The organism is Streptomyces sp. NPDC088147 (assembly GCF_044741565.1).
Taxonomy (GTDB): domain Bacteria; phylum Actinomycetota; class Actinomycetes; order Streptomycetales; family Streptomycetaceae; genus Streptomyces.
The window spans coordinates 328,053-340,689 of record NZ_JBIUSY010000010.1 but is presented as its reverse complement, the minus strand read 5'-3'; the positions used below and the strand labels follow the sequence as shown (position 1 = coordinate 340,689).

Here is a 12,637-nt window from a genome sequence, read left to right as displayed (position 1 = left end):
GTCAGGCCGTCTCGGCGACGAGGCGTTCCACAGCGGCGACGGCGTCCCCGATGGCGTCCGGGTTCTGGCCGCCGCCCTGGGCGACGTCCGGCTTGCCGCCACCGCCGCCACCGAGGGTCTTGGCGGCGGTACGGACCAGGTCACCGGCCTTGAGACCGCGTCCACGGGCGGCCTCGTTGGTGGCGATGACCGTCAGCGGGCGTCCGTTGGCCGTGGTGAACAGCGCCACGACGGCCGGCCGGTCGCCCTGGATACGGCCGCGGACGTCGAGGACCAGCTTGCGCAGATCGTCGGCCGAGGTGCCGTCCGGGACCTGCCCGGTGACCAGCGCCGTGCCCCGTACGTCCTTGGCGCTCTCGGCGAGTCCGGCGGCGGCGGCGAGCACCTTCTCCGCGCGGAACTTCTCGATCTCCTTCTCGGCGTCCTTCAGCTTGGCCAGCATGCCGGAGATCTTCTCGGGCAGTTCCTCGGAACGGCCCTTGACCAGCTCCTGGAGCTGGGCGACGACGGTGTGCTCCTTGGCGAGGAAGTGGTAGGCGTCCACGCCGACCAGAGCCTCGATGCGCCGCACCCCGGAACCGATCGACGACTCGCCGAGCAGCTTCACCAGACCCAGCTGGGCGGTGTTGTGGACATGCGTACCGCCGCACAGCTCCTTGGAGAAGTCGCCGATGGTGACGACGCGGACCCGCTCGCCGTACTTCTCGCCGAACTCGGCGATGGCGCCCTGCTTCTTGGCCTCGTCGATCGACATGACCTCGGCCTGCACGTCCAGCTCGCGGGAGAGGACCTCATTGATCTTCTGCTCGACATCGAGGAGGACCGTGCCGGGTACGGCGGCGGGCGAGCCGAAGTCGAAGCGGAAGCGGCCCGGCGAGTTCTCCGAGCCGGCCTGGGCGGCCGTCGGGCCGAGGGCGTCACGCAGCGCCTGGTGCGTGAGGTGCGTGGCGCTGTGGGCGCGGGCGATGGCGCGGCGGCGGTTGATGTCGATGGCGGCATAGGCGGAGGAGCCCACCGTCACCTCGCCGACCTGCACGGATCCCTTGTGCACGGAGACACCGGGGACCGGCTGCTGGACGTCGCGGACCTGGATGACGGCGCCGGTGTCGAGCTTGATCCGGCCCTGGTCGGCGAGCTGGCCGCCGCCCTCGGCGTAGAAGGGCGTGCGGTCGAGGACGATCTCGACCTCGTCGCCCTCGGTGGCGGCGGGCGACGGCACACCGTCCACGAGGAGGCCGACGATGGTGGACTCGCCCGCGGTGGAGGTGTAGCCGGTGAACTCGGTGGAACCGCTGTTGTCGGCGACGGCGCGGTAGGCGGAGAGGTCGGCGTGGCCGGACTTCTTGGCCTTGGCGTCGGCCTTGGCCCGCTCCCGCTGCTCCTTCATCAGCCGCCGGAAGCCGTCCTCGTCCACGGAGAGGCCCTGTTCGGCGGCCATCTCCAGGGTGAGGTCGATCGGGAAGCCCCAGGTGTCGTGGAGCAGGAACGCCTTGTCGCCGGAGAGGACCCGGCCACCGGCGGACTTGGTCTCGGTGACGGCGGTGTCGAGGATGTTCGTGCCGCCCTTGAGGGCCTTGAGGAAGGCGGCCTCCTCGGCGAGGGCCACGGTCTCGATGCGCTTGCGGTCGGTCTCCAGCTCCGGGTACTGCTCGCCCATGGTCTTGATGACCACGTCGATCAGATCGGCGACGACCGGTTCGGTGGCGCCGAGCAGCCGCATGTTGCGGATGGCGCGGCGCATGATGCGGCGCAGCACATAGCCGCGGCCCTCGTTGCCGGGGGTGACGCCGTCGCCGATGAGCATGGCGGACGTACGGATATGGTCGGCGACCACGCGCAGGGAGACGTCGGAGCCGTGCTCGGCGCCGTACCGCACGCCCGTCAGCTCGGTGGCCTTGTCCATGACGACGCGCAGGGTGTCGGTCTCGTACATGTTCTGTACGCCCTGGAGGATCATGGCGAGGCGTTCGAGGCCGAGACCCGTGTCGATGTTCTTCGACGGCAGGTCCCCGAGGATCTCGAAGTCCTCCTTGCCGGTCCCCTCACCGCGCTCGGACTCCATGAAGACCAGGTTCCAGATCTCCACGTACCGCTCGTCGTTGACGGCGGGGCCGCCCTCGACGCCGAACTCGGGGCCCCGGTCGTAGTTGATCTCGGAACAGGGACCGCAGGGGCCGGGCACGCCCATGGACCAGAAGTTGGGGCCCATGCCCAGGCGCTGGATGCGCTCGGCCGGTACGCCGATCTTCTCGCGCCAGATCCGCTCGGCCTCGTCGTCGTCGAGGTAGACGGTGATCCACAGGCGCTCCGGGTCGAGCCCGTAACCGCCGTCCGCCACGGAGCTGGTGAGCAGCTCCCAGGCGTAGGTGATCGCGCCTTCCTTGAAGTAGTCGCCGAACGAGAAGTTGCCGCACATCTGGAAGAACGTGCCGTGCCGGGTGGTCTTGCCGACCTCTTCGATGTCCGGTGTGCGCACGCACTTCTGCACGCTGGTGGCGCGCTGGTACGGCGGCTTGACCTCGCCGAGGAAGTACGGCTTGAAGGGCACCATGCCCGCCGGGACCAGCAGCAGAGTCGGGTCGTCCGCGATGAGCGACGCCGAAGGGACGACGGTGTGACCGCGCTCCTCGAAGAAGCGCAGCCAGCGGCGACGAATTTCAGCCGACTCCATCAGTGGTCCTCATTCCGGTTGTGCGGGTCGTGGTGACGCGGGTGGTTCCGCGGGTGGGCGGAGTACACGGTCCGGGACTGTTCCGTGTACTCGATGGCGGCGCGGTGCCGGGGAGCGGGAAGCGCGTGGTCGGCGGACGCGTCGAGACCGAGCGCCTCGCCGAGCTCCGCCTCGCGCCGTGCCATCCCGGCTCTGACGTCAACGGCGAATTCCCTGACTTTGTGCCCGGCGTCGATCGCCTTGTTCGCGGCCTGGGCCGCGAGGCTCTCCGGGGTCAGCTGCTTGATCTTGCGGTGGACCTTGGTGGTGGCCCAGACACCGGCGGCCGCGCCCGCGGTGAACCAGAACGTACGGCGGAACATCGCTGCGTCAGCCCTTCTTCTTCCTGCGCCGGGCGGACGGCAGCGTACGCCCGGGGATGACCCTGCGCCGGACGGCCGGCTCGGGCGCCGCGGCGGCGTCCGGTGCTCCCCTGCGTCCGAGCGCCTGGCGTACGCCGTAGCCGAACGCGGCGACCTTGACCAGCGGGCCGCCGAAGGTCGAGGCGACCGTCGTGGAGAGCGCCGAGGCGTTGGAGGTGACTTCCTGGACGTCCGTCGCGATGGCGTCGACCCGGTCGAGCTGGGTCTGCGCGGAGCGGACCGTCGCGGACGCGTCCGCCAGCAGCGGCACGGCCTGTTCGGTCACGTCCGCCACCAGCCTGGTGGTCGCCTTGAGGGTCTGCGCCAGCCTCACCAGCACCACGGCCAGGAAGGAGACCAGAATGGCCCAGAACACGGCCACCAGGATCCCGGCAACCTCTCCACCGGTCACGCCGCACCGCTCCCTGATCGTCGAAGGTCATCTGGAAAGCGACTGGAAAGTCGTCCTCCGACCCTATCGCGCCGGGGGTCGCGTCCCGTACCGGATTAGCGGCGGCCGGGGTGGCGTTCAGCGGGAGAGATTGTACGGAGTGCGGCGGGTTGAGTACTCTGCGTGTCCCATGCGACGCCCCTTTCGCTCCGGCCCTCCGTCGGCCGTGCCCGCCCCGGCTCCGGGCAGTCTCCCCGCCGAGCTGAACCGCTTCGTGGGGCGCGACGACGAGCTGGCCTCCCTGACACGGCAGCTCGGGGCGTCCCGGCTGGTCACGGTGGTGGGGGTGGGCGGAGTCGGCAAGACCCGGCTGGCCCTGAAAGCCGCGGATGCCATGAAGAAACGCTACTGCGATGGCGTCCGGCTCGCCGAACTCTCCGCGCTCCGCGACCCCGAGCTGCTCGACCACGCGTTGGCGGAGGCGCTCGGACTGACGGACCACAGCGGCAGGCCCACGCGCCGGGTGCTCGCCGGCCATCTCGCCACGCGTCAACTACTGCTGGTCATCGACGGGTTCGAGCAGCTCGTCGACGCCTGCGCCACGCTCGTACGGGAACTGCTGCGCCGGGCACCGGAGTTGCGGGTGCTCGCCGTCGGCAGGCGTCCGCTCAGGGTGGACGGCGAGCTGACGTTCGCGCTCGCCCCGATGACGGAGACGGACGCGGTCCGGCTCTTCACCGAACGGGCCGCCGCCGTATCACCCGGTCCGCGGCACGGTCCGGGTCCGGGTCCGCGGCACGGTCCGGGTCCGGGGCGGGCCGACGCCCCGTCCGCGGCCGTCCGGGAGCTGTGCCGGCGCCTCGACGGGATCCCGCTCGCGCTGGAACTGGCGGCCGGGCGGCTCCATGCCCTCTCCGTCGAACAGATCCTCGACCGCGTCGGGGACCGCTTCCGGGTGCTCACCGACGGCAGACGGGGCGCGCCGCCGCGCCACCAGACGCTCAGGACCGCGATCGGCTGGAGCCATGAGCTGTGCACCCCGGCCGAACGGCTGCTGTGGGCGCGGCTGTCGGTCTTCGCCGGACCGTTCGATCTGGAGGCCGCCGAGTATGTGTGCGGCGGACCCGAGCTGCCGGAGGAAGACGTCCTGGACGTCCTCGCCGAGCTGATCTCCCAGTCCCTGGTCGTCCGCGAGGAGACCCGGGCGGGTACGCGCTACCGGATGCTGGACACCGTCAGGGCGTACGGCGCCGAGTGGCTGGACGCCCTGGAGGACACCGACCGGATGCGCCGCCGCCATCGCGACTGGTACATGGGGCTGGCGACCTGGTACGAGCTGGACTGGTTCAGCCCGCGTCAGGCGGAGGTCGCGGCCGGTACGGAGAGCGCGCTGCCCAATCTGCGCGCCGCGCTCGAACTGTGTCTGGAGAGTCCCGACGAAGCGCATCTGGGCCAGCATCTGGCGGGCACGCTCTGGTTCTACTGGGCGGGATGCGGCCGGCTCACCGAGGGGCGGCACTGGCTGGGCCGGGCTCTCGCGCTGGACACCCCGTATGACGAGTCGCGGCTCAAGGCCCTGTGGGTGCTCGGCTATGTCGCGGTGCTCCAGGGGGACAACACGGCCGCGTCCGGCGCCCTGCACGAGTGCCGGGAGGAGGCGGAGCGCACCGGCAACGCGCTGGCGCGCGCCTATGCCGTGCACCGACTGGGCTGTCAGGCGCTGCTCACCGACGACATGCCGCGCGCCGAACGGCTGCTGCGCTCGGCGCTCGCTTCGTACCGGGAACTCGGCGAGCTGAACAGCAATGTGCTGATGGGCCAGGTCGAGCTGGCCATGGCGCTGGTGTTCCAGGGCGATCTGGAGGCGGCGGTCGCGCTGTGCGAGGAGGTGCGCGAGATCTGCGAGGACAGCGGCGAGCGCTGGACCAGGGCGTACGCGCTGTATGTACTGGCCTACTCCGCCTGGACGCGCGAGGGGCACACCGAGGCGCGCGCGCTCATCGCGGAGTCGATCGCCATCCACCATGGATTCAACGATCTGGTGGGGCTGGTGCTGGCCGTCGAGCTGATGGCGCTGGTGACCGAGAGCGAGGGCGATCCGGCGGAGGCCGCGGTGCTCCAGGGGGCCGCGAACGGGCTGTGGGAGTCGGTCGGCCCGCAGCTGTTCGGCTCCGGCTTCTTCGGTGCGCCGCGCGCGCTGTGCGAGCGGCGCGCGAGCGAGGAGCTGGGTACGGAGCGGTACGCGGCGTACGAGGGCGAGGGGCTCGGGCTGTCGCCGGGCGCGGCCGTGGAGCGCGCGCTCGCCGTGCGGCGGCCGGCCGCCACGCCGCGGCACCAGCAGCGGGAAGCCCGCCGGCCGGCCCGGAAAACGCGGAAGCCCGCCGGCTCCCCCACCGCGCGGGGCGGGGAAGCGGCGGGCTGAGACTTCGGGTCCGCGTCAGCGGGCGTAGTACTCGACGACCAGCTGCTCGTCGCAGATGACCGGGATCTCCTTGCGCTGCGGGTCACGGTCCAGGCGGAACGCCAGGGCCTTCAGGTTGACCTGCAGGTAGCGCGGGGTCTCGCCGTCGGTGTCGTAGCCACCCTCGCGCGCGACCTGGAAGGGGACCTTCTCGCGGCTGCGCTCGCGGACCATCACGACGTCGTCGGGACGGACGCGGAACGACGGCTTGTCGACCTTGCCACCGTTGACCTCGATGTGGCCGTGGACGACCATCTGGCGGGCCTGGTAGATGGTGCGGGCGATGCCCGACCGCAGGACCAGCGCGTCGAGGCGGCGCTCCAGCTCGACGACCAGGGCCTCGCCCGTCTTGCCCTCGGCCTTGCGGGCGCGGTCGTAGGCGCGGGCCATCTGGCGCTCGCTGATGTCGTACTGGGCGCGCAGGCGCTGCTTCTCCAGCAGACGGACCTTGTAGTCACTGTTCTGCTTGCGTCCACGGCCGTGCTCGCCCGGCGGGTAGGGACGGGCCTCGAAGTACTTGACAGCCTTCGGCGTCAGCGCGATACCGAGCGCGCGTGACTTCTTGACCTTGGGACGCGACTGGTTAGGCACGTTCTCCAGACCTCCGTTGTAGGTTAGGTTAGGCTCACCTTACTTAAGGAGATCGCATGTCTCGCCCTGGGAACACCACGCGCATCACAGACAGCCTCGGCGCACAGAGCGACGATTCGACGGAGGTCCGATCAGCTCATGGTCAGCCGCGTCCCAGCGGGCTTGAAATCGATCGGATGCCGTCAGCAGCCGAGCGCACACGAACTCTCGTACAGAGTACATGCTCGGCAGTACTGATCATTCCGGGCCTGGACGGGGCCAAGCCGTACCAGCTGATGCCCGACGCGCGGAGCGTCGGACCGGACGGCGAGGTGTTCCTCGCGTTCCCCGCGGACTCCCCCGCCGTACGCGCCGCGGCGCACGCGCAGGACGACGAGCTGAACGCGGTGCTGGAGGTCACGGATGTCGCGCCCGTGTCCGTACCCCACCGTATCCGGGGCCGGGCCTGGCTCTCCGGCTGGCTCACCCGCGTACCGGGCGGCGCCGAACCCGGTCGTATGACGCTGCGGCTGGAGGTCGGCGAGGCGTGCGTGGACGATCTCTGGGGCGCGGACTCGGTGGAGCCCGAGGACTTCGCCACGGCCGCGGCCGATCCGCTCGTGGAGCACGAGGCGGAACTGCTCCAGCATCTGCACTCCGCGCACGGCGCGGAGGTCCGGTCGCTGCGCGGGCTGCTCGGCGAACGGGCCACCGGCCCCTCGGAGTCCGGGGCCGCCGGGACCGTCGCCGTACCCGTCGCGCTCGACCGTTTCGGGCTGCGGGTGCGCTTCACCGGAGTGCGGTGCTTCGACGCCCGCTTCGACTTCCCCGAGCCGGTGCGGAACGTCAACGAGCTGCGGTACGCGATGCACACGCTCTTCGACGCGGCCGCGGGATAGCGCCTAGGCCCTGTCCCCGCGCAGCCGTTCGCGCACCTTGTCGACCACGTCCGCGTACCGCGCCTCCGCGCCGTACCGCGTGGGCTCGTAGTAGCGCCTGCCCCGCACCTCTTCCGGCGCGTACTGCTGGGCGGCGATACCGCCCGGCACATCGTGCGGATAGATATAGCCCTGGGCGTGGCCGAGCTTGGCCGCGCCCTTGTAGTGGCCGTCGCGCAGATGCGTGGGGACCGGCCCCGCCAGCCCCTTCTTGACGTCCTCCAGGGCGGCGGAGATGGCGGTCGTGGCCGCGTTCGACTTGGGGGCCAGCGCCAGCGCGATGGTGGCGTGGCTCAGGGTGAGAGCGGCCTCCGGGAATCCGATCATGGCCACGGCCTGGGCGGCGGCGACCGCCGTCGGCAGTGCGGTGGGATCGGCCAGACCGATGTCCTCGCTCGCCGAGATCATCAGCCGTCTGGCGATGAACCGGGGGTCTTCCCCCGCCTCGATCATCCGGGCCAGATAGTGCAGTGCCGCGTCGACGTCGGAGCCGCGGATGGACTTGATGAGCGCGCTCGCCACGTCGTAGTGCTGATCGCCCTCACGGTCGTAGGCCACCGCCGCCCGGTCGACGGTCTCCTCCACGGTCCGGAGGCCGATCTCCTTCTCGCTCTTGTCGATCGCGGCGCCGGCCGCCGCCTCCAGCGCCGTCAGCGCGCGCCGTGCGTCGCCGCCCGCGATCCGCAGCAGATGCGCCTCGGCGTCGTCGGGGAGCGTGACCGCGCCGCCGAGACCGCGCTCCTCGGTGAGGGCCCGCCGCAGCAGACCGCGCAGATCGTCGTCGCTGAGCGGCTCCAGCGTGAGCAGCAGGGAGCGGGAGAGGAGCGGGGAGATCACCGAGAAGTACGGATTCTCGGTGGTGGCGGCGATGAGCGTGACCCAGCGGTTCTCGACCGCGGGCAGCAGGGAGTCCTGCTGGGCCTTGCTGAAGCGGTGGATCTCGTCGAGGAAGAGGACGGTCTCCTTGCCGAAGCCCCCGGACGCGCGGCGGGCCCCGTCGATGACGGCCCTGACCTCCTTGACGCCCGCGGTGATCGCGGAGAGCTCCACGAAGCGTTTGTTGGTCGCCTTGGAGACGACATACGCGAGGGTCGTCTTGCCCGTGCCCGGCGGGCCCCAGAGAATCACGGACGAAGGACCGGCCGGGCCGCCGTTCCCCTCGCCCACCAGTCTCCGCAGCGGGGATCCGGGCTTCAGCAGATGGCTCTGGCCGACGACTTCGTCGAGGACGCGCGGGCGCATCCGGACGGCCAGGGGGCTGCTGGACGGGTCCTTCTCCTGGCGGTCTTCCGCCGCTGCGGTAAAGAGGTCGGGCTCCACGCGTGAAGCCTATGCCAGACCACTGACAACGCCGTCGCCCTCGGCGGCCCCGGTCCGCCTACGGTGTCCTCAGCCGGTCCAGAAGTCCCACCAGCGGGTCAGGATGAGCATCCCGATGATCCCGATGTGCAGCACCGGCAGCACCCATGTGAACTCGCCCAGGAAACCGCGCAGCCACGACGGCGCGGGCAGGACACCCTCGCGGATGTTGTGGGACGTGACGTACCAGAACATCAGGATCGTGGCGACCCAGGCCAGGCAGCACCACAGGCAGAGCGAGTTGATGGTGTACAGCGACTGGTACTGGAGCCAGGTGCAGAATCCGACGCCGAAGAGGGTGCCCGCGTTCAGCCCGAGCCAGAACCAGTTCCGGTAGCGCGCCCCGGCGAGCAGTCCGACCCCGATGAAGATCACGACGGCGTAGGTGACGAGTCCCAGCATCGGGTTCGGGAAGCCGAAGGCGGACGCCTGGTCGCTCTTCATGATGTTGCCGCAGGAGACCACCGGGTTCAGGCTGCAACCGGGCGTGAAGGACGGGTCCTCCAGCAGCTTGAACTTGTCGAGGGTGATCACCCAGGCCGCCAGCAGCCCCGCCGCGCCTGTGATGACCAGCAGGAGCGCGAACGCCCGGCTGCCGCCGACGGTGCCCGTGGCCGTCCCTTCCTCGCGGTCGGAGGAGACGTCGTCCACCACTGCTCGCGTCATATCACCGTTCCATCACTCGGGGAGTTCGCGCGCTCAGGGAGTTCACACGGGGAGCTAGCGCACTCGGAGACCTCCGGGGCAGGCTCATTGTGCCGCACAGGCCCCCGGGTCCACCGTTCGCCCGGCATAAGGAAAGCGGGGCCCGGACGGTCTCCGTCCAGGCCCCGCACCGTTTCCGCGCGGTCAGCCGAGCCGCTGTGTCAGCTCCGTCACAAGGTCGTCGAGCGGCACCGCCGACTGCTCGCCGCTCTCCATGTCCTTGAGCTGGGCGACGCCCTCCGCGAGATCGCGCTCGCCCACGACGATCGTGTAGCGGGCACCGGACCTGTTGGCGTTCTTCATGGCGCCCTTGAGGCCCTTCGCGCCGTACGAGAAGTCCGCGGGGATCCCGGCCCTGCGCAGCTCGGTGACGACGGCGAACAGCCGTCGCCGCGCCTCCTCGCCGAGCGGCACCGCGAAGACGCTGGTGGCGTTCGGGAGATCGAGCCTGATCCCCTCGGCCTCCAGCGCCAGCACCGTACGGTCCACGCCGAGCGCCCAGCCGACCGACGGGAGCGCCGGGCCGCCGATCATCTCGGAGAGCCCGTCGTACCGGCCGCCGCCGCCCACCGCGGACTGCGCGCCGAGCCCGTCGTGCACGAACTCGAAGGTGGTCCTGGTGTAGTAGTCGAGACCGCGTACGAGCTTCTCGTCGTCCTCGTACGCCACCCCGGCGGCCGTCAGCAGCTCGCGGACCTCCTCGTGGTACGCCTTGCACGCGTCGCACAGATAGTCGCGCAGCATCGGCGCCCCGACGAGCTGCTTCTGTACGTCGGCGCGCTTGTCGTCGAGCACCCGCAGCGGGTTGATCTCGATGCGCCGGCGCGTGTCCTCGTCCAGGTCGAGCCCGCGCAGGAAGTTCTGGAGCACCTCGCGGTAGACGGGGCGGCACTCCTTGTCACCCAGCGAGTTGAGCAGGATACGGAAGTCGCGCAGCCCCAGGGAGCGGTACGCCTGGTCGGCCAGGATGATCAGTTCGGCGTCGAGCGCGGGGTCCTCGGCGCCGATCGCCTCGGCGCCGACCTGCGAGAAGTGGCGGTAACGGCCCTTCTGGGGACGCTCGTAGCGGTAGTACGAGCCGGAGTACCAGAGCTTGACCGGCAGATTCCCGGCCTTGTGCAGATTGGCCTCCAGCGCGGCGCGCAGCACGGAGGCGGTGCCTTCGGGGCGCAGCGCCAGCTTGTCGCCGCCCTTGGTCTCGAAGGCGTACATCTCCTTGGAGACGATGTCGGTGGACTCGCCGACGCCGCGGGCGAACAGCTCGACCTTCTCGAAACCGGGCGTCTCGATATAGCCGTAGCCGGAGTTGCGCAGCGGCGCGGAGATGGCCTCGCGCACGGCGAGATAGACCGCCGAGGCGGGCGGGATGAGGTCGTAGGTGCCCTTGGGGGCCCGGAAGGTGCTCATGGAGATCGGTGCTTCACATTCCTCGTCGCGGAGCGGCGGTCGGGCCGCTTCCGTGGCCGGCGGCCAGCTCCCTCAGATAAGGGTTGGCGGCGCGCTCGCGGCCGATGGTCGTCTGGGGGCCGTGTCCGGACAGGACCACGGTCGAGTCGTCGAGCGGCAGGCACACCCGTGCCAGGGACTCGATGATCTCGGCGTGGTCGCCACCGGGCAGATCGGTGCGTCCGATGGAGCCGGCGAAGAGCAGATCGCCCGAGAAGAGAACCGGCGGGATATCGGCACCGCCGACCGCCTCGGGCGTTCCGAACGTCACCGACCCCTTGGTATGGCCCGGGGCGTGCGCGACGGTGAACTCCAGTCCCGCCAGCGCCAGTTCGGCGCCGTCCGTCAGCTCCTGGACCTCGGCCGGCTCCCCCACGGTCAGCTCGCCCATCAGCGGCATCCCGATCGAGCGGCCGAGCGCCTTCTCGGGGTCGCTCATCATGTAGCGGTCCGCGGGGTGGATCCACGCCGGTACGTCATGTGCTCCGCACACGGGGACGACCGAGGCGACATGGTCGATGTGCCCATGAGTCAGGATGACGGCGACGGGCTTGAGCCGGTGCTTGCGAACCGCGTCCTCGACGCCCTGAGCGGCCTGGTGGCCCGGGTCGATGATCACGCACTCCTCGCCCGCGGCGGGGGCGACCAGATAGCAATTGGTCCCCCAGGCCCCGGCGGGGAACCCGGCAATGAGCACGATCGTCCTTATATGTCGTCCGTCGGGAGAATGCAGCAGTTCAGAGACTACCGGCGGTCCTCAATCCACAGCGAACCCATATACGGTAACGGGCTAGATCAGGCCGGACAGGATCACATACACATACGAGGAGTGGACCCGGTGGTCAACAGCGATCAGCGGCGGCGGCAGCTCGCCCGGGAGAAGTTCGAGCGGCAGCAGCAGCGCCGGGCCGAGGCCCGGAACAAGGCGAAGCGCCGCAATGTCATCATCGCGTCCGTGCTGGCCGTGGTGGTGCTCGCGGGAGCCGCGGCGTACGCCTCGGTCGGCCTGACGGACGGCGACAGCAGCGACAAGGCCGCCGCCCCGGAGTCGAGCGCCTCCACCTCGCCCTCGCCCTCGCCGAGCGAGAGCAGCGAGCCCGAGCCGAAGATGACGATCGACAAGAACGCCAAATACACCATGGCGCTCACGACGAGCCAGGGCGACATCTCCATCGCGATGGACGCCAAGAAGACACCGCACACGGTGAACTCGTTCAAGGCCCTCGCGGACAAGAAGTACTTCGACGGCACGAAGTGTCACCGGCTGACCACCGAGGGCATCTTCGTGCTCCAGTGCGGCGATCCGAAGGGCGACGGCACCGGCGGTCCCGGCTACACGATCGAGGACGAGAATCTGACGGCCCTCGGCAAGGCGGGCGCCGACGGCTCGGTCACGTACCCGGCGGGGACGGTCGCGATGGCCAATACCGGCCAGCCGCACACCGGCGGCAGCCAGTTCTTCCTGGTCTACAAGGACACCAAACTCCCGCCCAGCTACACGCCGTTCGGGACCATGGACGACGCCGGCCTGAAGGTCGTGGAAGCCGTGGCGAAGGCCGGAGTGGACGGCGGCACGGGCGACGGCGCGCCCAAGAAGACCGTCACCGTGGAGAAGGGCACGGTCGACACGGCGTGACCCTGTGAATTTCGGCCGCGCTGAGTGCGGACAGCCGGGCGGCCGGTCGCCTAGATTGG

At 70.2% G+C, this 12,637-nt stretch carries 11 protein-coding genes; 3 read left to right on the top strand and 8 right to left on the bottom strand.

The window, feature by feature from the left end:
- Position 1: 1 nt before the first annotated feature.
- From alaS to ACIOGX_RS32600, 3 genes are read right to left on the bottom strand one after another with little or no spacing between them, the layout of a single operon-like run.
- Entirely contained in the window at positions 2-2,671 is a 2,670-nt protein-coding gene (gene alaS, locus ACIOGX_RS32610; protein WP_356513888.1) for an alanine--tRNA ligase, read from the bottom strand.
- Positions 2,671-3,033 carry a DUF6167 family protein gene (locus tag ACIOGX_RS32605; protein WP_356513890.1) on the bottom strand — a complete coding sequence of 121 codons (363 nt, stop codon included), beginning with the start codon at positions 3,031-3,033 and terminating at the stop codon, positions 2,671-2,673. Before ACIOGX_RS32605 ends, alaS begins: the two co-directional genes overlap by 1 nt.
- 7 nt (positions 3,034-3,040) lie before the next feature.
- Positions 3,041-3,484: a DUF948 domain-containing protein gene (locus ACIOGX_RS32600; protein ID WP_356513892.1), complete on the bottom strand. Its 444-nt coding sequence runs from the start codon at positions 3,482-3,484 to the stop codon at positions 3,041-3,043.
- A 169-nt stretch (positions 3,485-3,653) separates the two neighbouring features.
- Here ACIOGX_RS32600 and ACIOGX_RS32595 point away from each other — a divergent pair, with 169 nt between their 5' ends.
- Complete coding sequence (locus ACIOGX_RS32595) at positions 3,654-5,885, top strand: ATP-binding protein (RefSeq protein ID WP_401918213.1); 2,232 nt, start codon at positions 3,654-3,656, stop codon at positions 5,883-5,885.
- Positions 5,886-5,900: 15 nt separating this feature from the next.
- On the opposite strand, the gene rpsD is transcribed toward ACIOGX_RS32595, so the two are convergent.
- A complete protein-coding gene (gene rpsD / locus ACIOGX_RS32590) occupies positions 5,901-6,515 on the bottom strand; it encodes a 30S ribosomal protein S4 (RefSeq protein ID WP_030355486.1) in 615 nt (204 codons plus the stop codon).
- A 176-nt stretch (positions 6,516-6,691) separates the two neighbouring features.
- On the opposite strand from rpsD, the gene ACIOGX_RS32585 reads away from it, so the two are divergent.
- Positions 6,692-7,393 (top strand): DUF2470 domain-containing protein, encoded by a 702-nt coding sequence (locus tag ACIOGX_RS32585; RefSeq protein WP_401764596.1) that lies wholly within the window; start codon positions 6,692-6,694, stop codon positions 7,391-7,393.
- Between the two features lie 3 nt (positions 7,394-7,396).
- Here ACIOGX_RS32585 and ACIOGX_RS32580 read toward each other — a convergent pair whose 3' ends face one another.
- The 4 genes from ACIOGX_RS32580 to ACIOGX_RS32565 form a co-directional block, all read right to left on the bottom strand.
- Entirely contained in the window at positions 7,397-8,752 is a 1,356-nt protein-coding gene (locus ACIOGX_RS32580) for a replication-associated recombination protein A (RefSeq protein ID WP_356513899.1), read from the bottom strand.
- 69 nt (positions 8,753-8,821) lie between these two features.
- Positions 8,822-9,457, bottom strand: a complete 636-nt coding sequence (locus ACIOGX_RS32575) for a vitamin K epoxide reductase family protein (RefSeq protein ID WP_356513901.1) — start codon at positions 9,455-9,457, stop codon at positions 8,822-8,824.
- A 183-nt stretch (positions 9,458-9,640) separates the two neighbouring features.
- A complete protein-coding gene (gene hisS / locus ACIOGX_RS32570) occupies positions 9,641-10,903 on the bottom strand; it encodes a histidine--tRNA ligase (RefSeq protein ID WP_401918210.1) in 1,263 nt (420 codons plus the stop codon).
- A gap of 13 nt (positions 10,904-10,916) precedes the next feature.
- Positions 10,917-11,639, bottom strand: coding sequence for an MBL fold metallo-hydrolase (locus ACIOGX_RS32565; protein WP_356513905.1), 723 nt, complete (start codon positions 11,637-11,639; stop codon positions 10,917-10,919).
- A 141-nt stretch (positions 11,640-11,780) separates the two neighbouring features.
- On the opposite strand from ACIOGX_RS32565, the gene ACIOGX_RS32560 reads away from it, so the two are divergent.
- Positions 11,781-12,578: a peptidylprolyl isomerase gene (locus tag ACIOGX_RS32560; RefSeq protein ID WP_356513907.1), complete on the top strand. Its 798-nt coding sequence runs from the start codon at positions 11,781-11,783 to the stop codon at positions 12,576-12,578.
- Positions 12,579-12,637: the final 59 nt, after the last annotated feature.

Bases quoted from the DNA above. Each gene is read 5' to 3' on its own strand.
- alaS (WP_356513888.1), bottom strand. From the start codon at position 2,671: ATGGAGTCGGCTGAAATTCGTCGCCGCTGGCTGCGCTTCTTCGAGGAG.
- ACIOGX_RS32605 (WP_356513890.1), bottom strand. From the start codon at position 3,033: ATGTTCCGCCGTACGTTCTGGTTCACCGCGGGCGCGGCCGCCGGTGTC.
- ACIOGX_RS32595 (WP_401918213.1), top strand. From the start codon at position 3,654: ATGCGACGCCCCTTTCGCTCCGGCCCTCCGTCGGCCGTGCCCGCCCCG.
- ACIOGX_RS32575 (WP_356513901.1), bottom strand. From the start codon at position 9,457: ATGACGCGAGCAGTGGTGGACGACGTCTCCTCCGACCGCGAGGAAGGG.
- hisS (WP_401918210.1), bottom strand. From the start codon at position 10,903: ATGAGCACCTTCCGGGCCCCCAAGGGCACCTACGACCTCATCCCGCCC.
- ACIOGX_RS32585 (WP_401764596.1), top strand. From the start codon at position 6,692: ATGCCGTCAGCAGCCGAGCGCACACGAACTCTCGTACAGAGTACATGC.